This window comes from Mesorhizobium sp. M1338, from assembly GCF_040318045.1.
Taxonomy (GTDB): Bacteria; Pseudomonadota; Alphaproteobacteria; order Rhizobiales; family Rhizobiaceae; genus Mesorhizobium.
In genome coordinates, this window is record NZ_JAMYLL010000027.1 from 45,599 (window position 1) to 66,805 (window position 21,207).

Annotated in this window: 18 protein-coding genes; 8 read left to right on the plus strand and 10 right to left on the minus strand. The window is 63.5% G+C overall.

The window, feature by feature from the left end; all coding sequences use genetic code 11:
• Positions 1-32: 32 nt before the first annotated feature.
• On the minus strand, positions 33-647 hold the full coding sequence (locus NKH19_RS21650; RefSeq protein ID WP_352870883.1) for a 3'-5' exonuclease: 615 nt from the start codon (positions 645-647) through the stop codon (positions 33-35).
• A 158-nt stretch (positions 648-805) separates the two neighbouring features.
• Positions 806-7,105, minus strand: a complete 6,300-nt coding sequence (locus tag NKH19_RS21655) for a kinesin (RefSeq protein WP_352870885.1) — start codon at positions 7,103-7,105, stop codon at positions 806-808.
• A gap of 271 nt (positions 7,106-7,376) precedes the next feature.
• On the opposite strand from NKH19_RS21655, the gene NKH19_RS21660 reads away from it, so the two are divergent.
• From NKH19_RS21660 to NKH19_RS21670, 3 genes are all read left to right on the plus strand, one after another.
• Complete coding sequence (locus NKH19_RS21660) at positions 7,377-7,745, plus strand: Hpt domain-containing protein (protein WP_352870886.1); 369 nt, start codon at positions 7,377-7,379, stop codon at positions 7,743-7,745.
• A gap of 112 nt (positions 7,746-7,857) precedes the next feature.
• Positions 7,858-8,178, plus strand: a complete 321-nt coding sequence (locus tag NKH19_RS21665) for a 2Fe-2S iron-sulfur cluster-binding protein (RefSeq protein WP_023674833.1) — start codon at positions 7,858-7,860, stop codon at positions 8,176-8,178.
• Between the two features lie 96 nt (positions 8,179-8,274).
• Positions 8,275-9,309 (plus strand): NAD(P)/FAD-dependent oxidoreductase, encoded by a 1,035-nt coding sequence (locus NKH19_RS21670; RefSeq protein ID WP_352870888.1) that lies wholly within the window; start codon positions 8,275-8,277, stop codon positions 9,307-9,309.
• Between the two features lie 51 nt (positions 9,310-9,360).
• On the opposite strand, the gene NKH19_RS21675 is transcribed toward NKH19_RS21670, so the two are convergent.
• Together NKH19_RS21675 and NKH19_RS21680 are read right to left on the minus strand one after the other, a co-directional pair.
• Positions 9,361-10,836: an MDR family MFS transporter gene (locus NKH19_RS21675; protein WP_352982777.1), complete on the minus strand. Its 1,476-nt coding sequence runs from the start codon at positions 10,834-10,836 to the stop codon at positions 9,361-9,363.
• A gap of 216 nt (positions 10,837-11,052) precedes the next feature.
• Positions 11,053-11,688 carry a DUF922 domain-containing Zn-dependent protease gene (locus NKH19_RS21680; protein ID WP_502910997.1) on the minus strand — a complete coding sequence of 212 codons (636 nt, stop codon included), beginning with the start codon at positions 11,686-11,688 and terminating at the stop codon, positions 11,053-11,055.
• A gap of 103 nt (positions 11,689-11,791) precedes the next feature.
• Between NKH19_RS21680 and folP the strand changes: the two genes are divergently transcribed.
• From folP to folK, 3 genes are read left to right on the plus strand one after another with little or no spacing between them, the layout of a single operon-like run.
• Positions 11,792-12,643 carry a dihydropteroate synthase gene (folP, locus tag NKH19_RS21685; RefSeq protein ID WP_352870890.1) on the plus strand — a complete coding sequence of 284 codons (852 nt, stop codon included), beginning with the start codon at positions 11,792-11,794 and terminating at the stop codon, positions 12,641-12,643.
• Positions 12,644-12,646: 3 nt separating this feature from the next.
• Positions 12,647-13,006: a dihydroneopterin aldolase gene (folB, locus tag NKH19_RS21690; RefSeq protein WP_352870891.1), complete on the plus strand. Its 360-nt coding sequence runs from the start codon at positions 12,647-12,649 to the stop codon at positions 13,004-13,006.
• Positions 12,990-13,502, plus strand: a complete 513-nt coding sequence (gene folK, locus NKH19_RS21695; RefSeq protein ID WP_352870892.1) for a 2-amino-4-hydroxy-6-hydroxymethyldihydropteridine diphosphokinase — start codon at positions 12,990-12,992, stop codon at positions 13,500-13,502. The genes folB and folK overlap by 17 nt, the downstream gene beginning before the upstream one ends.
• A gap of 27 nt (positions 13,503-13,529) precedes the next feature.
• On the opposite strand, the gene NKH19_RS21700 is transcribed toward folK, so the two are convergent.
• Positions 13,530-14,075 carry a DUF924 family protein gene (locus tag NKH19_RS21700; protein ID WP_352870893.1) on the minus strand — a complete coding sequence of 182 codons (546 nt, stop codon included), beginning with the start codon at positions 14,073-14,075 and terminating at the stop codon, positions 13,530-13,532.
• A gap of 14 nt (positions 14,076-14,089) precedes the next feature.
• On the minus strand, positions 14,090-15,925 hold the full coding sequence (locus tag NKH19_RS21705) for a monovalent cation:proton antiporter-2 (CPA2) family protein (RefSeq protein ID WP_352870895.1): 1,836 nt from the start codon (positions 15,923-15,925) through the stop codon (positions 14,090-14,092).
• Between the two features lie 247 nt (positions 15,926-16,172).
• On the opposite strand from NKH19_RS21705, the gene NKH19_RS21710 reads away from it, so the two are divergent.
• The gene (locus tag NKH19_RS21710) at positions 16,173-16,439 is read left to right on the plus strand and encodes a hypothetical protein (RefSeq protein ID WP_352870897.1); all 267 of its coding nucleotides are present in this window, start codon (positions 16,173-16,175) and stop codon (positions 16,437-16,439) included.
• An 89-nt stretch (positions 16,440-16,528) separates the two neighbouring features.
• Here NKH19_RS21710 and NKH19_RS21715 read toward each other — a convergent pair whose 3' ends face one another.
• The 4 genes from NKH19_RS21715 to NKH19_RS21730 form a co-directional block, all read right to left on the minus strand.
• On the minus strand, positions 16,529-17,083 hold the full coding sequence (locus tag NKH19_RS21715; protein ID WP_352870898.1) for a hypothetical protein: 555 nt from the start codon (positions 17,081-17,083) through the stop codon (positions 16,529-16,531).
• 135 nt (positions 17,084-17,218) lie between these two features.
• Positions 17,219-18,346 carry a YcjF family protein gene (locus NKH19_RS21720; RefSeq protein WP_352870899.1) on the minus strand — a complete coding sequence of 376 codons (1,128 nt, stop codon included), beginning with the start codon at positions 18,344-18,346 and terminating at the stop codon, positions 17,219-17,221.
• On the minus strand, positions 18,343-19,821 hold the full coding sequence (locus tag NKH19_RS21725) for a YcjX family GTP-binding protein (RefSeq protein ID WP_352870900.1): 1,479 nt from the start codon (positions 19,819-19,821) through the stop codon (positions 18,343-18,345). The genes NKH19_RS21720 and NKH19_RS21725 overlap by 4 nt, the downstream gene beginning before the upstream one ends.
• Positions 19,822-19,884: 63 nt before the next feature.
• The gene (locus NKH19_RS21730) at positions 19,885-20,388 is read right to left on the minus strand and encodes a SixA phosphatase family protein (protein ID WP_352870901.1); all 504 of its coding nucleotides are present in this window, start codon (positions 20,386-20,388) and stop codon (positions 19,885-19,887) included.
• 332 nt (positions 20,389-20,720) lie between these two features.
• Between NKH19_RS21730 and dksA the strand changes: the two genes are divergently transcribed.
• A complete protein-coding gene (gene dksA / locus NKH19_RS21735) occupies positions 20,721-21,137 on the plus strand; it encodes an RNA polymerase-binding protein DksA (RefSeq protein ID WP_013531862.1) in 417 nt (138 codons plus the stop codon).
• Positions 21,138-21,207: the final 70 nt, after the last annotated feature.

Genomic DNA, 21,207 nt, shown 5'->3' on the forward strand with positions numbered 1-21,207 from the left:
CGAGGCGCCAGAATCCCATCAAACTCTTCTACCTACAGGCGGTCGAAGATGTCCGGCCAGAGCTTTCCAGTCTTCATCACGTGCTGCAGGGTGTAGGCCACAGACAGCGCGTCATCGAGCGCGTCGTGCCCCTGCAATGGCGGGTGTTCGATGCCATAGTAGTCCGCAAGCTTGTTGCTCGGTGTTCTCGCCAGATCCTCGGTCGGCATCCCAGCCTCGACCAGCAGCCTGACGGCGTTGTCGAACCGGGTGGCCGGGATCGAAGGTTGAATGCCCGCGATATAGCAACTGATGGCGACCATGTTCAGTTCGTCCTTGCCCCAGGACCAGAACCGCGCTCCATCGGAAAAGCGATCGACGTCCGCGAGGGCTTCCCCGAGGTCTACCCCTTCGGTCTCCAAGTCTTCCTCGGTGATGCCGGTCAGCTTGGTGAAGAACGGGTCGAGGGCGTATCTGTTGCCAAACCGGTCGACCGGTCTGATATAGGCCTTGTGCGTGCCCAACAGGGGAAAGTCGTGCCCGAGTCCTAGTCTGACGGCGCCGATCTGCACGATCACCGGGTCGGGGTCGTGGGCCGCACACCAGAATCGACGTTGCGAACCTTCGAGGCAAAGAAACTCGCAGTCGAATATGATTGCCGTCTTCACGATCACATCCTTTGAGCGTAGGCGGAGCTTTGCCAGTGGACTTGGTGCCGTTGGGAATCGGACTTTGGACGATTCCCGAACGCATCCAGGTTCAGCGCGTGCTGGAGGTTAAGGCAGTCACAGGCGGGACCCATGGCCCCGCCTATTCAATTGCTGTCTTAGTGCAGCCGGCCGCTGGCGTGGGCCAGCATGGTGTAGACCTTGCCGGTATCCGACGTCAGGTAGGTCTGCGCCATGATGTTGTCGCGGTCGTTGCGCGAGACATCCTTGAGCAGCTTCTCGAAATCGTCGCAGTAACGGTCGACGGCGGCGCGGAACTCGGCCTCCGCCTGATACTTGCGACGGATCTCGTCGAACGTCTGCTGACCCTTCAGCGTGTAGAGCCGCCGCGTGAACACGTCACGCTCGCCGCGCCGGTAGCGGTTCCACAACTCGATCGACGCTTCGTGATCGATGGCCCGCGCGATATCGACGGAGAGCGAGTTCAGCGATTCCACGACATGCAGGGGCGAGCGCTGGGCAGGGGCCGCGCGCGGCCCTTCCGAGGGTGCCGCGGGCCTCAGGTCCTCGTCGTTCGACGCCGCGGTCAGGAGATCGCGCACCCAGCCGCCTTGCGGCGTGCGGGCACTGGCGTCCGAACGCTGGCGCGGCGCCGATTCGGCCGGACGCTCAAGGTCGAGCGTGCCGCGCAATGCAGGGCCGCCCAAGGGTGCCTGGGGCGTGCGCAGCTCCGGCTGCGGCGACGGTGCACGGCGCGGTGGTTCGGCGGCGCGTGCGGCCGGCGCTTGCGGCGCCGGGCGCAGATTGCGTGGCTCGGACCCGTCACCATTGCGGCCAGATTTCGCAACGATCTCGGAAAGCTCTTTCAGCGCATTGATCTGCTCGGAAACGGCGCGGCGGATGGCCGAGGTCGATTCCTTGGCCTCCTCCGGCATTTCGATGACGCCCTTCTTGAGCTCGGCGCGGGTGAGGTCGAGCTCGCTCTTGATCGAGCCAGCGGTGCGCCGCATCTCCTCGGTCGCATCGGCGAAGCGCTTGGTAGCCGAATCGACGACGTCGGTGATGGCGTTGCGGATCTTGTCGGCCGACTCCATCGTCTTGCCCTCGGCGTTCTGCAGCGTCTGGCCGACGAGGTTTTCGAACGAGCGCATGACCCTTTCGAGATCTTCCGACTTCTTGACCAAGCCGACGGCGAGGTCTTCGAGCGACGACTGCCGTTCGAGCGTGTGTTCGAGGTTGCTCTGGGCCGAGCTCAACAGGTCCGAAGCGCTGGAGAGCAGGCGGCTATGTTCGTCGAACTTGGTGGCGATCGACGCGACCTCGCGCAAGGTGGACGACGACAGTTCAGTCAGCCTTGTCGTGTTCGAATCGACCAGTCGCGCCGAACTGGCGAAGGTCTGAGCGGCCTTCTCCGTGGTGGCGGCGAAGCTTTGTGTGCTGCCGCTGAGGCGTTCATCGACCTGGCCGAGATTGACCGCGGCCTGCTCGATCAGCTGACCGAGCTGCGAGCTGGACTTGGTCATGCGGCCGATGAGATCGGCGACGCTGTCGGACAGCGACGAGCGAGCGCCTTCGACCGCCGACAAGGTCTCGGCGGTACGGCTGGCGAGCGCGTCGACAAGGGCGGCATTCTCGCTGCGCAGCTTCTCGGTGGCGCGTTCGGTGACCTCTTCCATGCTCTTTTGCAGTTCCGAGCCACCTTGCGCGAAGCGCTCGACCAAAGGCCGTGCGGTTTCGTCGAGGATCTTCGACATTTCGGCCGAACGCGCCGCGAGCATGGTGTTGAGTTCGCGGGTGTTGGCGCCGATCGTCTTGGCGGCATCGTTGGTGCTCTGGCCGATATGCTGGCCGACCGCGGTGAAGGTCTCCGCGATGACATTGGCGCGCGAGACGAGTTGCGCCTCGGCATTCGACACCTGCTCGTTGAGCTTCTGGCCCATCGTCTCGGCCGTGTGGGCGAGGCGGTTCTCGACGCCCGAGACCTGCTCTTCCACACGGGCGGCCGCGGCCGCCGCGCTCGACGCAAGCCGCTCGTCGGCGCCGACAAGCGCCTGTTCGATTTCGCGGGCATGCACGGCCATTTCCTGGCCGGTCCGCCTTGCACGTTCGGCGACCCGTTGCTCGGTGTCGGTAAAGGCGCCGACGATGGTCTCGGCATGCTCGCCGATCGCGGTGGTGCTGCTTGCGATGCGCGACACCAGACGCTGATCCGCGTCGTCGAAGATGCGGCCGATTTCGGAGGCACGGCTCGACAGCGCTTCCGAACCTTCGGCGATGCGCGAGACCAATTGCTGGTCGGCGGCATCGAAGATGCGGCCGAGGTCCGATGCACGGGCGGCAAGCGCTTCGGCCGATTCGCCAATGCGCATGCCGAGCCGCTGGTCGGCGCCTTCGAAATTGCGCAAGATGTCGCCGGCGCGAGCGGCCAGCGACTGGGCCGTTTCGATGGCGCGGGCGACCAGCTTCTGGTCGGCTGCATCGAACGTACCGGCGATCTCGCTTGCACGGGCGGCCAGATGATCGGCGGCGTCCTGAGCCCGGGCGGTCAGCTGGTCGGTGGTTTCCTGGGCGCGGGCGGCGAGCTTCTGGTCCGCCACGTCGAAGGCGCCGGCGATCTGGCTTGCACGAGCAGCCAGCTGATCGGCGGATTCATGGGCGCGGGCCAGCAGCGAGCTGGACGTATCTTCCGCGCGGGCGAGCAAGGCGTTCGACGTATCTTCCGCACGGGCGTGCAGGCGACGGTCCGCGTCCTCGAACGTGCGGGCGATGTCCTCGGCCCGTGCCAGCAGGGCTGCGGAAGTCTGCTCGGCGCGCTCGGCGATCTTGCGGTCGGCGTCGCTGAACGCGGCACCGGCCTGCTCGTGCAGCGTGCTGGTGACTTCCAGCACCTTCTCGCGCAAGGCGCCGGCGACAAACACGGCGCTCTTTTCGAGCACGGCGCGGACGTTGTCGACGCCTGTCGAGAGCGCACGCTCCATGGTGCCGGCGCGCTCCTCGATGATGCCGGTCTGGCGGCTGAACGCCTGCTCGATCTTCTCGACATCGCTTGCGATCGCCGCGGAGATATCGGTGCTCCTGGCGGCGATCTGGTCGATATGGCCCGACAACGAGCGGTCGACGTCCTTGCGGGTCTCGACGAGCTTGCCGAGATCGTCTTCCAGTGCGCGGGTCAGCATATTGCGGCCTTCGGACAGCTTGCCGACATGTCCGGCAATGACATCGTCGATATCGCCGCGGCTTTCGGCCAGCTTCTGCAGGTCAGCTTCGAGGGCGCGTTTGAGAATATCGCGGCCTTCGGCCAGTTTCTCCACCTGACCAGCGACCAAACCGTCGATGCTGGAGCGGCTCTCGGCCAGCTTGGCAAGGTCGGCTTCCAGCGCGCGCTTGAGAACATCGCGGCCTTCGGCGAGTTTCTCGACCTGGCCGGCGACAAGGCCATCGATGCTGGAGCGGCTCTCGGCGAGCTTGGCTAGGTCGTCTTCAAGCGCCTTCGACAGGGTCGAGCGCTCCTGGACAAGCCTTTCCGCGTGGCTGTCGACCAGGCCGGCGACGTTGTCGAGGTCGGCCTCAAGTGATCTCGACAGGGTCGAACGATCCTGGGCGAGCCGTTCGGAATGGCTGTTGACGAGGCCGTTGACGCTTTCGAGATCAGCCTCGAGCGCCCGGGCGAACTGTGCCCGGTCATCGACCAGTTTCTGCGACTGGTCGGCAATGGTTCCCTTGATCGCATTGAGGTCGGATTCCAGGGCGCGCCGCAGGATATCTCTGCCTTCCGCCAGCTTCTCGACCTGGCCGGCGACCAGCCCGTCGATGCTGGAGCGGCTCTCCGCCAGCTTGGCGAGATCGTCCTCAAGGGCCTTGGACAGGGTCGAACGATCCTGCACCAGCCTGTTCATGTGGTCGGCGATGACGCTGTTCACATTCTCCAGATCGGTTTCCAGCACCCGCGAAAGTTGGCCGCGATCCTCGGCCAACTTTTCCGACTGGCTCGATATGACGCCCTTGATCGTGTTCAGATCAGATTCAAGCGCGCGTTTGAGAATGTCGCGCCCTTCGGCCAGCTTCTCGACCTGGCCGGCGACGAGCCCGTCGATGCTGGAGCGGCTCTCCGCCAGCTTGGCAAGGTCGGCTTCGAGGGTCTGTGACAGCAGGCTGCGGTCTTCGGCCAGCCGTCCCGAATGGCTTTCGATCAGGCCGCGTATGCCGGATAGATCGTCGTCCAGCGAATGGGAAAGCTGCGTGCGGTCTTCCGCCAGCTTGGCGGAATGGGTTTCGATGAGGCTCTTGATGCCGATGATGTCGTTTTCCAACGCCTTGGCGAGCACGGCGCGGCCTTCGGCGATCTTTTCGACCTGACCGGCGACCAGACCGTCGATGTCGGCACGGCTGTCCGACAGTTTGCCGAGATCGGCTTCCAGGGCGCGCGACAGGATGTTACGGCCTTCGGCGAGTTTTCCGACATGGCCGGCAACCATTTCATCAATGATCGTACGGGCTTGCACCAGTTTCCCTGAGTCTTCATTCAGGGCGGCGGAGAGCCTGTTGCGGCCTTCTTCCAGCCTTTCGAGATGGCTGCCAAGCGACGCATCGATGGCCGCCCGCGATTCATTGACCTTGCGCAGATCCTCTTCGAGAGCGCGCGAGATCAGGCTGCGGCCCTCGGCCAGCTTCTGCACCTGGTCTGTCACCGCTGCATCGATGCCGGCGCGGCTCTCGGCGAACTTCGCCAGATCGGCCTGCATGGCCTCGGCCATGCGCTCGCGGCTTTCGGACAGCTTTCTGCTGTGGTTCTCGACGGCTTCCTCGATGCCGACGCGGGCGTCGGCGAGCCGCTGGATGTCGCTGTCGAACGAACGCGAGACGACGTGACGGGCGGCTTCCATGCGCCCGGCGAAGTCGCTGGCGCGGGCTTCGAGCATGGAGGAGGTCGAGGTGACGATGTCGGCCATATCGGCGCCGATCTGGGTCTTGCCCTGATCGATCATCGCCGACAGCGTGTCCTTGCTCTCGGCAAAGGTATGGGCGATTTCGCGGGCGCGCTCGACCAGTGTCTCGTTGATCTGGCGGGCGCGGGCCTCGAGGGCCGCATTAAGCTTCTGCGTTCCGGTATCCAGCGCCTCGGCGCGGGTCTGGAACTCGCTGATCAGCGCCTGGCCGCGTTCGGCGAGCGTGCGTTCGATGCCGTTGAGGCTGGCCTCGAATTCGGAATTGAGCGTGCGCGCGGCGCCGCCAAGCAGCGACACCATGCCGGTGGTGCGATCGTCGAGCAGATCGGTCAACGACCGTGTCAGGCCGTCCGTGGTGTCCGTCAGCTTGGCGATGCGGGTGTCGAGAAGGCTGGCGAAGGCCTCGCCCGAGGTCGACAGCCGGTCGGTGATCGAATCGAGCCGGCCTTCCACCGAATCGAAGATCGACATCGAGCTTTCGTTGATGCGGTCGATGAGCGTGTCGCCGGAATTGGTGATGGTCATCGACAATTTGGTCGACGCATTGAGGATGCTGTCGCGGATGATGTCGGAGGCGGCGCCGATCTCGTCCTTCAGCGTCTCATGCGCACCGGTGATCGACGCGCGGACGCGCTCTGCGTGGGTGACGACGGCTTCGCGCTCGCTGCCGAGCCCGTCGACCAGCGAACGGATGCGGGATTCATTCTCGGAATAGGAGCGTTCGATCTGGTTGACTTCGCTGTGCACCAGCGTTTCCAGCTCGACGGCGCGGGCAAGCGTGCGTTCGATGCCTTCGCCCATGGCCGCGACCTCGCGACGAACGGCCTGGCCGATCATCATGACGCGGTCCTGGGCAAGGTTTTCCGGTTCGGTCAGGCGAAAGGCAACTTCGGTCATAGACTGGGCGGCGATGCGCATTTCCTGGGCGCGGCGGATCATGGCCGCGAAGGCCCAGAACAGGATGACCGGCACGATCGCCGCGACGGCGAGGCCGATCAGTTCCGGACGGGCAAGGAACTGGTCGAGCGTGCGGATACTCCAGATGCTCGGTCCGAAAAGGAGATTGGCCAATCCGCCGGCGCCGGCGAACCAGGCGAGCGAAACGAAGGCAACGACCCAGTAAATGGTGTTCGAGGCACGCCTGTTGAGGCTGTGCAGGAGCGTCTTGTAGTCCTTCTGGCGATCGTCATTGGCCGGGGCGAAGCCCGCGGGCTGGGCACCATTGCGTGTTTCCACGGGGCGCAACTCGGCGGGCTTGGCCCTTGGCGCGGGTTTTGTGGCCTGGCTCTGGGCCTGGCCCTGATTGACCACGGACTCTGGTTTCTGATTGCGTCCCTCGCGTGCCAGCTCGTCGGCGGCCTGGGATATCTGTGCTTCCAGATCCTCCATCGAAGCCGCGATGTCGAGGTCGCCGCTGCCGACGTCATTGCTGAGGTCGATATCAAGCGCCTTCTCCAGTTCCCTGGCCACGTCGCTGTCGAGAGTTCTCGTCGTCGTTGGTTTCTTTGCCATGCCTTCGCTACCCTGTACTAGCTGCCGCGGGCTTATAATTCTGTTTGTCGTACCACGCGCAGGAGGCTGAAAATGGACCCCTCGTATCGTAATGACACAGGGGGGTAAAGAAAACATGCATTCCGCGGGATACGTAAAACTTTAAATATAAGGTTAACGCAACCGTGATTTCGGCGCCGTTTTCGCAACATTTTTCGGGGCCATCCATTAACCCGTTGTCCACTGGATTCGCCTAGGTTTTGGGGCGATTGAAGAAACGGAGTTCGAGTTCATGCGTGGCGAAAGCGGCATTGCCTTCTCAATGCCCGGGGGCGACGTATCCGGACCGAGGCGGTCGCGGCCGGTCGATTTGGCACACCTTGCCCACCAGACGATGGGCGACCGCGGCCTCGAGCAGGAGGTGCTGGCGCTGTTTGTACAACAGGCTCTGTCGGTGCGCGACCGAATAGTCGACGCCGACATCAAGGACCGGCTTCTGCTCGCCCATGGGCTCAAGGGCTCGGCACGGGGCGTGGGTGCCTTTGCCATTGCCGATTGCGTCACCGAGATCGAGCGCCGGCCGGAAGACAACCAGACGCTCAAGCGGCTCGGCACGCTGATCGACGAAGTGCGCGATTTCATCGCCGCCATCAGTCGCTGAATCCGGCGCTAAAGCCGGTTTGCGGAAAAACGTCACGGGGCGGCGCTTTCGCGCGGCAGTTGACTTGCTCGCCGGAGTGATTATCTCGGCTGCAACTCCCTTCAGGTGACAAATGACCAAGCTGACTTTCATCGCCCATGACGGCACACATTTCGACGTGGACGCCGAGAACGGCTCGACGGTCATGGAGAACGCGATCCGCAACGCCGTGCCCGGGATCGAGGCGGAATGCGGCGGCGCCTGTGCCTGCGCGACCTGTCACGTCTATGTCGACGAAGCCTGGACGGCTGAGGTCGGCGAGCCGGAAGCGATGGAAGAGGACATGCTGGACTTCGCCTACGAGGTCCAGCCGAACTCACGCCTGTCGTGCCAGATCAAGGTGCGCGACGCGCTTGACGGCCTGGTTGTCCGCGTGCCCGCCCGCCAGGGATAAGCGCAGGATCCTTGCCAACTGATTTTTCCCGCTGCGGCTTGGCAGCGGAGCATTGGTCATGCAGTGTCCTGCTCTCTTCGCAGCGAGGCGCATCGCATGACCGAGACCACCAAGACAGACGTGCTTATTGTCGGGGCAGGGCCTGTCGGCCTGTTTGCCGTGTTCGAACTCGGCCTGTTCGACATGAAGTGCCACCTGATCGACATCCTCGACCGGCCCGGCGGCCAATGCGCGGAACTTTATCCGGAAAAGCCGATCTACGACATTCCCGGCTGGCCCTCGATCTCGGCGCAGGGGCTGGTTGACAAACTGCTTGAGCAGATCGCGCCGTTCAAGCCTGATTTCACCTACAACCGCATGGTTTCCAGCCTCGAAAAGCTGGAGGACGGCAGTTTTCGCGTCACCACCGACGAGAACGAAGTGTTCGAGGCCAAGGTGGTGGTGATCGCCGCCGGCGGCGGCTCCTTCCAGCCCAAGCGTCCGCCGATCCCGGGCATCGAACCCTATGAAGGCAAGAGTGTCTTCTATTCGGTGCGGCGGATGGAGGATTTTCGCGACCACGACCTCGTCATTGTCGGCGGCGGCGACTCGGCGCTCGACTGGACGCTCAACCTGCAGCCTGTGGCAAAGAGCGTGACGCTGGTGCACCGGCGGCCTGAATTCCGTGCCGCGCCCGACAGCGTCAACAAGATGTATGCCATGCAGGAGATGAAGCAGCTGCATTTCCAGGTCGGGCAGGTGACCGGATTGACCGGCGCCGACGGCCAGCTGTCATCGGCCACCATCAAGGGGCCGGACGGCGATGTCGAGGTGCCTTGTACGCGCATGCTGCCGTTCTTCGGCCTGACCATGAAGCTCGGACCGATCGCGGAGTGGGGGCTCAATCTTCACGAGAACCTCATTCCGGTGGATACCGAGAAGTTCCAGACATCGGTGCCCGGCATCTTCGCGGTCGGCGACATCAACTGGTATCCGGGCAAGTTGAAGCTGATCCTGTCGGGTTTCCACGAGGTGGCGCTGATGGCGCAGGCCGCCAAGCGCGTCATCAGCCCCGGCGAGCGTATCGTGTTCCAGTACACGACCTCGTCGACCAGCCTGCAGAAGAAGCTCGGCGTGGTGGAAGCTTCTTGAAACGCGTCGCTTTGAATAATCAAATGCAGCCGACGCGCTTCACGTCTTTTGTCAGTCAGCCAGCACCGGAGCCTCGGGATGGCCGCGCAGCGGCTTTTCCGGCATCAGCACCAGCGCGACGAGCGCCATGACCAGCATCGTTGCCGCGGTGAAGAAGATCATCACGAATGCCAGTGCCTCGACGGCGGTGCTGGCCGCTTGGGTCCCTTCTCCGGCAAGCGGCAGGCCGTAGCCGAGCGCGACCGCGCCAAGGATGGCGACGCCAAGCGCGCTGCCCAAAGAACGAAGGAAGGTCAGTACGCCGGTGGCGACGCCGAGATGGGCCTGATCGACGGCATTCTGAACCGATACGGTGGCAACCGGGAATGTCGTGCCGCTGCCCAGGCCGATGCAGGTCGTCAGAATCTCGACGATCAGCAGGGAAGCATGTCCCGCCACCAGGCTGAGTATGCCGAGGCACAGGATGGCGAAGGTTACCCCTGCCATCGCGATCCGCTTGTAGTGAACGAACCGGGGAATCGTGCGGCCGCTGAATGTCGCGCCCGCAACGGTGCCGAGCATGAGCCCAAGCATGGCGGTTCCCGATTCACTGGCCGAAAGCCCGAGGATGGACTGCAAATAGACCGGCAGGTAGACCGCAAGGCCAATATTGGCGGCCTGCAGCAGGAACAATGACAACGTGCCGGCAAGGACGATCGGGTTGCCAAGCACTTCGAGCGAGATTAACGGTTCGGCCGCACGCAGCAGCCGCAACGCAAAGGCGCTCCAGATGACAGCCGAACAGGCGAGCAGCCCGAAGATTTCGCGTGACAGCCATGGATATTCGCTGCCACCCCAGTTCAACGCCAGCAACAGCAAGGCGGTGGCCGCGACGAGCAGCAACGCGCCTAGGCCATCGATGCGATGGTGTTTTGCCGCGATCGGCAGCTTTCTCAGCGGCTTGTTGATGATGGCCATGGCGACGAGACCAAGCGGGATGTTGATCCAGAAGATCAGCGACCAGTGGAGATGCTCGGCGAAGGTGCCGCCCAAAAGCGGGCCCGCGATGCTGGCGACCGCCCAGGTTCCCGCGATCCAGGCCGAGTAGCGCGCGCGCTCGCGCGGCGGCACGAGGTCACCGATCACGGTCTGCGCCAGCGCGAACAGGCCGCCGCCGCCGGCGCCCTGGATCGCGCGGCCGACGATCAGGACCAGCATGTTAGGCGCCATGGCGCTAACCAGTGATCCGGCAAGGAAGATGAGGATTGCCGCGTAAATCGTTGGCCGGCGACCATAAACGTCCGATATCTTGCCATAGAGCGGCGCCATCGCGGTGGCGGTCAACAGGTAACCGGTCACGATCCATGGCAGATATTCGGCATGGCCGAGCAGGCGCGCCATGGTCGGCATCGCCGGCGCGACGATGGTCTGGTCAAGCGCTGCCAGAAGCATCGACAGGAGTACGCCACCGATGATTGCGTTCTTTTCGCTTTCGCTGAGAGGCGCGTCGCTCTTCACCGCCGTCCGACTATCGACAGTCTGGTCCATGTCCATTCATCCGTATGCTTGCGGCTGGCCGGCCCCATTCAGCCATTCCAGCGTGTTGATCGCGTTGGCCGCATTGATCTTTCGAAGGTCGCCCTGGCGAACCTGACATATGTCGTCCCGTATAGGCCGATTTCGACCGGTGCTCGGAAATTTTTCGAAGCTGGCACTACGCTTCAGCGCAATTGGCCTGCGCCGCCATTCAACGCCTCGGCGGATTCAGGCCGGCGGCAGTTTACCGTTCCCGATGCGCTCCATCCGGTAGCGCAGCAACCTGAGGATGCGGCTTTGGAAATTGACGCTTTCGACACGGTCGAACTGGACCTGGGCACGGTCATGTCTGGCCAGAACGGCTGCCGTGATGGCGGCGGCCTTGGCCTTGGCGGCGTCGCAGTTCCTTTGCGGGTAGGTGGCTTCCAGCGCCTGTTCGAGCTCGCGGCCATGGTTCTTCGCGATCTCGACGTGGCGCTCCTCATGTCGCTTGATGTCGGCCGAGAGCGTATCCCAGAACAGCCTGACATCGGCATCGGCCTTGCGTGTGCGGCGCCATTCGGGAAGGATCACCTTCACTTTGACGGTCACCACGGCATCGGCGATCCGGCAGGAGCTCGATGTCCGCGCATAGCTGATGCGGGTGGTGAAGGCCATTTGCGTGGCGCCAGGGTGGCGCGTACCCGTGCTTTTCACCTCCGGCCCGCGTTTGAAGAGCTGTGCCTCGATTTCATCGAGCGTGCTGCCGCCAACGGCGAAGTAGCTGTACGTCTTGACGAGATTGGCCGCACCCGCCGGGATCGCGGTCAGGGCGAGCAGCGCGCCAAGCAGGAATTGTTTCATGCCAAGCATGGATGGTTTCATCATGTTGCCTCTTCGACCACCTTGCTTTACGGCCGTTGCCGGCGCAACGGAATTGATCCGCCGGGGATCACACATGATTGATGAACTCCATGGTTGATGAGCAATGACGGCTAGGCGGTGGCAGTTGGCGCATGGGCGCCATCTCGACCTTGGCGATAAGGCCGTGGTCGTCGGCATCCTCAACGTCACGCCCGACAGCTTTTCCGACGGCGGTCTGTTCGACGCCCCCGAAACGGCGCTGACCCAGGCACGGCGCATCATGGCGGAAGGGGCATTGGTCGTCGACATCGGCGGAGAATCGACCCGCCCCGGTGCCGCCGCGGTATCGGCAAGCGAGGAACAGGCCCGCATCCTGCCGGTGATCGAGGCACTGGCGAGCACTGGCGAGGTGCTGATTTCGGTCGACACCTATCGCGCCGACACCGCGCGGCTCGCGGTTGCCGCCGGTGCGCATATCGTCAACGATGTCTGGGGTTTGCAGCGCGAGCCCGACATTGCGCGCGTCGCCGCCGATACCGGCGCCGGGCTGGTCATCATGCATACCGGGCGGGATCGCCGGAAGCTGCCGGACGTGATTGCCGATCAGTTGGCGTTCCTGCGGAAATCGCTGGAGATCGCCCGCCAGAACGGCGTTGCCGACGACCATATCGTGCTCGATCCGGGATTCGGATTCGCCAAGGAGACGGCGGAGGAAAATCTCGACCTGATGGCTCGCTTTTCCGAGCTGCATATACTGGGCTTGCCGCTGATGGCCGGTACGTCGCGAAAACGCTTCATCGGCACGGTCACCGGCCGCGATGCCGCCGACAGAGGGGTTGGAACAGCGGCGACCAGCGTCATCTTGCGGCTCAAGGGCGCCGATCTGTTTCGCGTCCACGATGTCGCATTCAACGTGGACGCATTGGCGCTCGCGGATGCTATGCTGGCGCGTCAAACCGACCGGGCGAGAAACTGAGCGATGTATGTCATCCGCATGAAGAACTGCGCTTTCTTTGCCCGGCACGGCGTGCTGGACGAGGAAGAGAGGCTCGGCCAGCGCTTCTATGTCGATGCCGCGCTCACCGTCGATCCCGGCCGCGCGCTTGTCGAGGATTCCATCGATGACACCGTCAACTATGGCATTGCGTTCACGGTGATCGAAAAGATCATCACCGGGCAGCGCCGTTTCCTGATCGAGTCCCTGGCGCTCGAAGTCGCCCGTGCGCTGACGGCGCGTTTTCCGCAGATCAAGAAAGCCGAGATCACGGTGCGCAAGCCGAACGCCCCGGTGCCCGGCGTGCTCGATTACGTCGAGGTGACCGTTGTCTGGCCCGAATAGCACGGTCTATCTCAGCCTTGGCGGCAATCTTGGCGACCCGGCAAAGTCGATGGGCGCGGCGCTGCGCATGCTGGATGCCGACGCGGACACGCGTGTCACCGGCGTCTCCTCGCTCTATCGCACGCCGCCCTGGGGCAAGCTCGATCAGCCGGATTTTCTCAATGCGGCTGCGGAAATTTCCACCGGGCTAGCGCCGCGTGCCTTGCTCGACCTTTGCCTCGATGCCGAACGCAAGCTGAAGCGGGTGCGCGAGGAGCGCTGGGGGCCACGGTTGATCGACATCGACATTCTGGTGTTCGGCGACCGCGTCATTCACGAGACGGGGCTGGAGGTGCCGCATCCGCGCATGCTGGAGCGTGCCTTCGTGCTGGCGCCGCTGGCCGAGATCGCGCCCAGCCTGGTTGTCAATGGTCGCAGCATCACGGACCGGCTGGTCGCCGTCGACACCTCTGGCATCGAGCGATTGTCGTCCGGCCGGGATTGGTGGCTGGCCTGAAATCCGGACGAGGCGGCGGCCGGACTTTTAGCCCGAGAATCCGCCGCCATCCAGGAACGTCTGCTCCTGTGGGGTGGTTTCGCGGCCAAGCATCCTGTTTCGGTGCGGAAAACGACCGAAATTCTGAATTATATCAAGGTGTTCGACAGCATACTTCAGATAGGGTTCGGCCCTGGCCTGGGTCAGATCGACCGATATGTGCTGGTCGGCGAGCAATTCCGAATGCTCATACGGCAGATAGAGGAAGACGCGGACTTCCTCCTCGAGCGCCAGATCATGGCCAGCCGCGATCGCCTTTGCGGCAAAATATCTGGCGAGCGGGTCGGTCGCGTACATATGGCCGGTGCCGCGAAAGCAGTTCCGCGGAAACTGATCGAGCAGGATCATCAGCGCCAGCGAGCCTTCGGCATGCTCCAGCCAGCCGTCGCATTCACGCCGCGCCGCCGCGTAGTGCAGATCGAGAAAGCGGTCGCGGAAGACGGCATCGAATGCCTCATTCTTCTCGAACCACGCGTCCTCGCCGGCATCGCGCCAGAACTTGGTGACCGACAGGGCTGTGCTGTCCAATTCCATGCCTGATTCCTTGCTCAGTCAGCGGGTTCGGATTTGTGCAGCACGCCGGCCGTCTCTTCGTTGAGCGCCTGACCAGGGCGGCGTGGCGTGGAGAGCGGTGTCGGAATCGGCGTGCCGATATTGCCTTTCAAGAAGCGCTGTCCGGCGCGAATGCCTTCGGCGAGCTGAGTTTCGAAGCGGTCGGTGTCGCGGCGTCTGACATCTTCGATCGTTTCAGCCACGTCTTCCGGATCGACACCCAGCGATTCCAGGGCCGAGCCGCCGAAAACAAGTGCGGATTCGAAGGTTTCACGCAGTTGGTAATCAACGCCGGCGCGAATGAGTTGCAGCGCGGTACCACGATCGAAAGCGCGTGCCAGCACTGTGAGCAAAGGAAACTCAGCCTTGATCAGCTGTGCGATGCGGACGGCGGCATCCGGCTTATCGACGCAGATCAGTACGGCGCGCGCCCGGCCGGCGCCGGCCGCATGCAGGATGTCCAGCCGGGTGCCGTCGCCATAGTAGACCTTGAAGCCGAAATCGGCCGCCGCCTGGATCATCTCCACCTCATTGTCGATGATCGAGACGTCGATGCCGCGCAGCAGCAGCGGCTGGCTGGCGATCTGCCCGAAGCGGCCGAAACCGATGATCAGCACGCTGCCGGTCAGGCCATCGGCGACATCGACCCCGTCGAGCGACTGCTCGTCGCGTGGTGTCAGATACCGCAAGGCGATGATCGCCAGCGGCGTCAGTACCATGGAGATGATGACGATCGCCGTCAGCGTCGCGTTGGCGTTGCCGTCGATGATGCCGACGGCCGCCGCCGCCGAGTAAAGGACAAAGGCGAATTCGCCGCCTTGCGCCATGAAGATCGCGCGCTCCAAGGCTTCGCGATGACCTGACTTCAGGACCCGGGCGACGATGTAGATGCCAAACGCCTTCATCACCATGTAGGCGACGACATAGATGGCGATCAGCCGCCAGTTCGCGGCGACCACATGCAGGTCGAGCGACATGCCGACCGCGAGAAAGAACAGGCCGAGCAGGATGCCGCGGAACGGTTCGATGTCGGCTTCGAGTTGGTGGCGGAAAGTCGATTCGGACAGCAGCACGCCGGCCAGGAAGGCCCCCATCGCCATCGACAGGCCGCTGAGCTGCATGGCGAGCGCGGATCCGAGAACGACCAGAAGCGCCGCCGCCGTCATCACCTCGCGGGCACGGGCATCCGCCAGGATGCGGAAGAACGGATTGAGCAAATAGCGACCGGCCACCACCAGGCCTACGATCGCGGCGAGGCCGATGCCGACCTCGGTCAGCCGCTCCGACAGGCTGGTGTCGGCTCCACCAGGCGCCAGGAACGCGATCAGGGCCAGCAGCGGCACGATGGCCAGGTCCTCGAGCAGCAGGACCGATACGATGCGCTGGCCTTTCGGCGCGGCGATTTCGCCGCGTTCCTCGAGAAGCTGCATGACGATCGCCGTCGAGGTCAGCACGAAGCCGGCGCCGGCGACGAAGGATTGCGCGATCGGAAACCCTCCCGCCATGCCAACACCGGTCAGCAGAAGCGCGCAGACGCCGACCTGCAGGGCGCCCAGGCCGAAGATCTCGCGGCGCAGGCCCCACAGCCGCGACGGCTGCATTTCCAACCCGATGATGAACAGGAACATCACCACGCCGAGTTCGGCGACATGAAGAATGGCTTCCGATTCGGAAAAGACGCCGAGGCCGAACGGGCCGATCACCACACCGGCGGCCAGATAGCCGAGAATCGAGCCGAGGCCCATGCGCTTGAAGATCGGAACGGCGACGACGCCGGCCGCAAGCAGCGCCACCACCTGAACCAGATCGCTGCTCGATGCCTCTACCGCCATGCCGCCATTCCGCTCGTTTGAGGACCGATTCCGATTTCGGGTTTATGTGACAGGGGGCGAAGATAGGGGCTTCGGCGGGGATCGAACAGCCCGAATCCAGATCACCGGCGACGTTGCAGGCGCGATACACAAGTTGACGCCGGGAACACGTTGCATCTTGGCACAATCGATGGCTAAGGACGCTCGGCTTCGGCCATTGGAGGGTGATCGACGATCAAGTCGCGCCCTTTTTGAGGAGATGACTGACATGAAGAAGTTTTTGTTTGTTGCCGTCGGCCTGGCGGTGCTTGCCGGTTCGGCTTGCTCGAAGGCGCCTGAGTGCACGGCGGAGATCGCGACCAAGAAGGCGCAGGACATGGCTACCGCGCTGCAGGAGGCGATCACCAAGGACCCGTCCAAGGCGGCTGATCTGACCGCCAAGGTCCAGGCGGTGACAACCAAGTATCAGGGCACCACGACACTGGCCGACGCCTGCAAGGCCTATGACGAGGTGACGGCCGCGATCAAGGGCTAACGCCCTGATTCGAGATCAAGGGCTAAGCGCCTGATTCGATGATTCAAACGAGGCGGCGACCGCTGGGTCGCCGCCTTTTTTTGGATTTTTCAGTTCGGGGCGATGGAGCCGACTTGGACGGCGTCGACGCGCTTCAGGCTCATGCCGATCACCGGCACCAACTGGTCGTCGACGCGCACTGCAATGGTCACCGTCATCGAGTTGTCGTCGGGGATGCGGGCCTGCATGACACCGCGCAACTGGTTGCGGTTGATGGTGAAGACCACCTTGCGGGCATCGACCACGTTGCCGCCGATGATGTCGAGGCCGGAGCCGGTGGCACCACCCATGAAGCTGCCCTTGTAGCCCTCCCGGCCCTTGCGCTCGATCTTGGCCGACATCTGCTGGGTGAACATGCCGACCCGGCAGCCGCCGTCGAGCGACATGCCGACCGTGCCGTCGGGCGTCGAGCCGGTGAAGCTGCAGTTGAATTTGGTGCCCTTGTACTTGCCGGCGACGATTTCGCCGGGGCCGATCCATTTGCCTTCGGCCGACTGGAAGAACTGCTTGTCCGGTTCCGCCGCGGAGGCCGCTCCGGCAATGCCGACGAGAGCTGTGATCACGGTTGCCAGGGGCAGGACGCTGGATAGTACTACGCTTTTCATCGACGACACCCGGCAACAAAGAGGCTGTTTGGAACCCGTCTGACCATGAACAAGATTGGTTAATGCTTCGTCACTAAGGGGCCGCCACAAAGCAGTCCGGTAACAATTCCGAAGGTCCAAACGCTCCGGCCCGGCTTACTTGCCAGGCGGGGCTGCTTCACTGTCTTTCCTGGTGGCAAACGATGTCAGCGCGGAGAGGAAATCGCCCAGTCCGGGACGCTTCGCGGCGCTGAAGGGCAGGGGGCGCGCCGTCTCCATCGCCGCGATGCCGATGCGCGCCGTCATCATGCCGTTGACGACGCCCTCGCCAAGCTTGGCCGAAAGACGCGCCGCCAGGCCGTGGCCGACGATCTGCTGGACGAAACTGTCGCCGATCGCGATCGAGCCGGTAACCGCCAGATGCGCCAGCACGCTGCGCGCCAGGCGGAAGAAACCCAGTGTTCCCGGCCGTCCGCCATAGAGTTCCGACAGGCGGCGGATGAGCCGCCCGGCCTCGAACACGACATAGGCGACATCGACGAGCGCGCGCGGGCTGACCGCCGTCACCAGCGAGACGCGTTTGGCGGCCTCGAGAATCATCACCTTCGCCCTGGCATCGAGGGGGCCGAGAATTTCGGCCTCGGCCAGGCGCACAAGATTGCCGCCGTCGATGATTTCGCCACGCAGTTCGGCCAGCGCGCGCCGGCCGGCCGCAGTCTCGGGTTTGGCCGCGACAAAGGCCGACAGTTCGTCGACGACCGATCGTGCTGCCTTGGGATCGTCACGCGCGATCGCGTCGAGCGCCCGCTTCTGCAGCTTTTCGACCTCGGCGAGGCGGGCAATCGCCAGAAACTCGCGAATCAGGATCACCACAAGCGCCAGCACGGCGATGGCAGCCATGCCCGCGGCCAGCCAGCCCAGCCATTCGGCGCGCGCGAAGAGGTCGCGTATGAGCTGGTCGGTCCACAGGCCGACAGCCAGCGAAACCAGGACACCAAAAGCGCCGAAGAAGATGCTGCCGAGCAGCGAGCGTTTTTTGGGGGCGATCGCTGGCGGCGGCTCCGCGGCAATGATGTCGGGCTCGTCGAAGACATCGACATCCGCCGGTATGACCATCGCGACATCGGTTTTCATCGCACGGGGTTTGCGTTTGGTGTCGGTCTGGGCACGGATTGCGGCCTGGGCACGGGTCTCAGCCTGGTCGTTGCGAGGCCCAGGGGCCGATTGTCTCGATGTGGCTTCCGGCTCGATGCGGAATGCCGCCGGCTTGCGGGGGGCGGTCATGCCAGATGATCTCCGATCAGGAACTGCAAGGCACGATCGAGCCTGATATGCGGCAACGACAGCGTGACACCTTCGGCCGTGCGTTCGAGCTTTGGTGGACGGAAACGGACGAAGCGAATTGCGTGATCCGCGGAGTCCTGCTTATGGTCGGGGCCCGAAACATCGAACACCGCATCAATATTCTCCGGTAAGTCACCGGGAAATATGGCTGTTTCCGTCTTTCCATCAAAGGTTTCGCCGTTGATCCTCTCGTCGGCGATCGGCGTGCCGATGATGACTGGCAACGTCTCTCGACCCTGCTTGACGGTGCCTTCGCGTGTCGCGCGCATCGCCGCCATGGCGACGACATCGACATCCGCGCCGGTGAAATTCGCGCGCGCCACGGCGCGGTCGGCAAGCCGCCGCACGATCGCCTGCAGGCGGTCATGGCTTTCGTGGTGCAGGTGATCGGCCTTGGTCGCGGCAACCAGTATGCGGTCGATGCGCCGCGAGAACAGGTCAGTGAGGAAGCTGCCGCGGCCGGGACGGAAACAACTGAGGATCTCGGTCACCGCGCGCTCCAGGTCGGCCATGGCGCCGGGACCGGCGTTCAGCGCCTGCATGGCGTCGATCAGCACGATCTGGCGATCGAGGCGGGTGATGTGTTCGCGGAAGAACGGTTTCACGACATGCGTCTTGTAGGCCTCGTAACGCCTGTCCATCATGGCGTGCAGCGACCCTGGGCGCGGACGCTTGTCGCCAATCCCAGCCAGAGGCGCGAAGGTCAGTGCTGGCGAGCCCTCGAGATCGCCAGGCATCAGGAAGCGGCCGGGCGGCAAGGTCGAAAGCGCCCGGTCGTCGAGCTTACATGCCTTCAGATAGGCGGCGAAACTTTCGGCCAGGCGGCGCGCCGTCATCTCGTCGGCATCGGCGTTCGGGTTGATCTCCGCCGACAGCGCCCGCCAGGCCTGCGACAGGTCCTCGCGCACCGGCAGAACGGCCATTTCGAATGCTTCGTGCGAAAAATCGGCGAAGGATTTGCCGAGCAGCGGCAGGTCGAGCAGCCATTCGCCGGGATAGTCGACGATATCGACCGACAATCTGCCGGAGGAGAACATGCGGCTCCAGCCGGAGGCCGATTCATATTCGATGGTCAGCCGCAGTTCCGAAATGGCGCGCGTCGAATCGGGCCAGGCGCGGTCGTTGACCAAGGCGGCGATGTGGTCTTCGTACTGGAAGCGCGGCACGGCGTCGTCCGGCTGCTGCTCAAGGAAGGCGCGGGCGATGCGCCCTGATTTCTGTGCCTTGAACAGCGGCAGGCGCCCGCCATGGATCAAGTTGTGGACAAGGGCCGATATGAACACCGTCTTGCCCGCGCGGGACAATCCGGTCACGCCGAGGCGCAGCGATGGGGAAAAAAGCCCGGTAGCGCGTCCCGACAGCGTGTCGAGGGCAATCCTCGCCTCGTCGGTGAAGGTGGTCAGCGATGATGCCAAAATGTGCTCTCTTGGGCTTGCCTCCGCCCGATATAGGCTCTGCAACCCGCGTTTGAAATGGCTTCAGAGATTGGCCGGCGTCAGGAACGCTTCGAGATAGCCGGTGCCCTGGGCGGCCTTGGCAAGATCGCCGTCGAAGCGGACGACCGCCAGGCCCGCGGTCGGGAACCCATGGTTGAGTGTTGCCCGCGCCGTCTCGTCGCCATCGCCCGAAACCGCCATGGTGAGATCTTCCGTCATCGGATTGTGGCCGATGACCAGCAAGGAGCCCGATCCGCCATTGTCGCGGATGAGATGGAGGTAGCCGGCCGCGTCCGCGCTGTAGAGCGTGTCGAAGAACAGCACCCGACCGGTGTCGGTCTGGCCGGCCAGGCCTTCCAGCGTCTCCTTGGCGCGTTTGGCATTGGAGCACAGCGTCAGGTCCGGAACATAGGAGCGGGAGCGCATGGCGGCGCCCATCATTTCGGCGTCGGCGCGGCCGGATGCATCGAGCGGGCGATCGAAATCGCGCATGCCGGGCAGTGCCCAGCCAGCCTTGGCATGTCGCAACAGATAAAGCCTGCTCACCCAACCTCCGAATGCCGTGGCCTTCCGGGATTAGCCACGAGAACGCGTTGCGCACAATGGCTCGTGTGCCTCGAATACCCGAATCACCCATGATGCGGTGCCGCAAAAGGCGATAGTGCATCGGCCGAAGATCACAGCCGATGTTCCGAAAGCATGTTTCACAGGATCCAACGTGTCACAGCGTAGTTTGGTATCAAGACCACCGCGCACCGCTGCAAAGGTGCGCTCCGGCGCACATTAACAATTGCGTGAGACAGCGGCTGATTGCGCTTGTGCAGGCGTCGGACGGCGAATATATAGGCGCCAAATTTGGGGCAGTTTGGGTGAGTCGAATGAACGACATCGTTACCGCCGATTACGTACCCTCCGAAGACGAGCCGTTCATGAACGAGCGGCAGAAATCCTATTTCCGCTCAAAGCTCGTCACCTGGAAGAACGACATATTGCGCGAAGCGCGCGAAACACTGGAAATCCTGCAACAAGAAAACGCCAACCATCCCGATCTGGCCGATCGCGCCTCTTCGGAAACCGACCGCGCCATCGAACTCAGGGCGCGTGACCGTCAGCGCAAGCTCATTGCAAAGATCGATTCCGCGCTGCAGCGCATCGACGAAGGCACTTATGGCTATTGCGAAGAGACCGGCGAGCCGATCGCGCTGAAGCGGCTCGATGCACGTCCGATCGCGACGTTGTCGATCGAAGCGCAGGAGCGGCATGAGCGCCGCGAAAAAGTCTACCGCGACGACTGAGAGTCAAAGCCGGCGGCGCACGACCGGCCGTCATGAGCGACGTTGATTTTGAAATGGCCGGTTTTCCGGC

Bases quoted from the DNA above. Each gene is read 5' to 3' on its own strand.
- NKH19_RS21720 (WP_352870899.1), bottom strand. From the start codon at position 18,346: ATGACCGCCCCCCGCAAGCCGGCGGCATTCCGCATCGAGCCGGAAGCC.
- NKH19_RS21705 (WP_352870895.1), bottom strand. From the start codon at position 15,925: ATGGCGGTAGAGGCATCGAGCAGCGATCTGGTTCAGGTGGTGGCGCTG.
- folB (WP_352870891.1), top strand. From the start codon at position 12,647: ATGTATGTCATCCGCATGAAGAACTGCGCTTTCTTTGCCCGGCACGGC.
- NKH19_RS21660 (WP_352870886.1), top strand. From the start codon at position 7,377: ATGCGTGGCGAAAGCGGCATTGCCTTCTCAATGCCCGGGGGCGACGTA.
- dksA (WP_013531862.1), top strand. From the start codon at position 20,721: ATGAACGACATCGTTACCGCCGATTACGTACCCTCCGAAGACGAGCCG.
- NKH19_RS21710 (WP_352870897.1), top strand. From the start codon at position 16,173: ATGAAGAAGTTTTTGTTTGTTGCCGTCGGCCTGGCGGTGCTTGCCGGT.
- NKH19_RS21655 (WP_352870885.1), bottom strand. From the start codon at position 7,105: ATGGCAAAGAAACCAACGACGACGAGAACTCTCGACAGCGACGTGGCC.
- NKH19_RS21670 (WP_352870888.1), top strand. From the start codon at position 8,275: ATGACCGAGACCACCAAGACAGACGTGCTTATTGTCGGGGCAGGGCCT.
- NKH19_RS21680 (WP_502910997.1), bottom strand. From the start codon at position 11,688: ATGAAACCATCCATGCTTGGCATGAAACAATTCCTGCTTGGCGCGCTG.
- folP (WP_352870890.1), top strand. From the start codon at position 11,792: ATGACGGCTAGGCGGTGGCAGTTGGCGCATGGGCGCCATCTCGACCTT.
- NKH19_RS21665 (WP_023674833.1), top strand. From the start codon at position 7,858: ATGACCAAGCTGACTTTCATCGCCCATGACGGCACACATTTCGACGTG.
- NKH19_RS21700 (WP_352870893.1), bottom strand. From the start codon at position 14,075: ATGGAATTGGACAGCACAGCCCTGTCGGTCACCAAGTTCTGGCGCGAT.
- NKH19_RS21675 (WP_352982777.1), bottom strand. From the start codon at position 10,836: ATGGACCAGACTGTCGATAGTCGGACGGCGGTGAAGAGCGACGCGCCT.
- NKH19_RS21715 (WP_352870898.1), bottom strand. From the start codon at position 17,083: ATGAAAAGCGTAGTACTATCCAGCGTCCTGCCCCTGGCAACCGTGATC.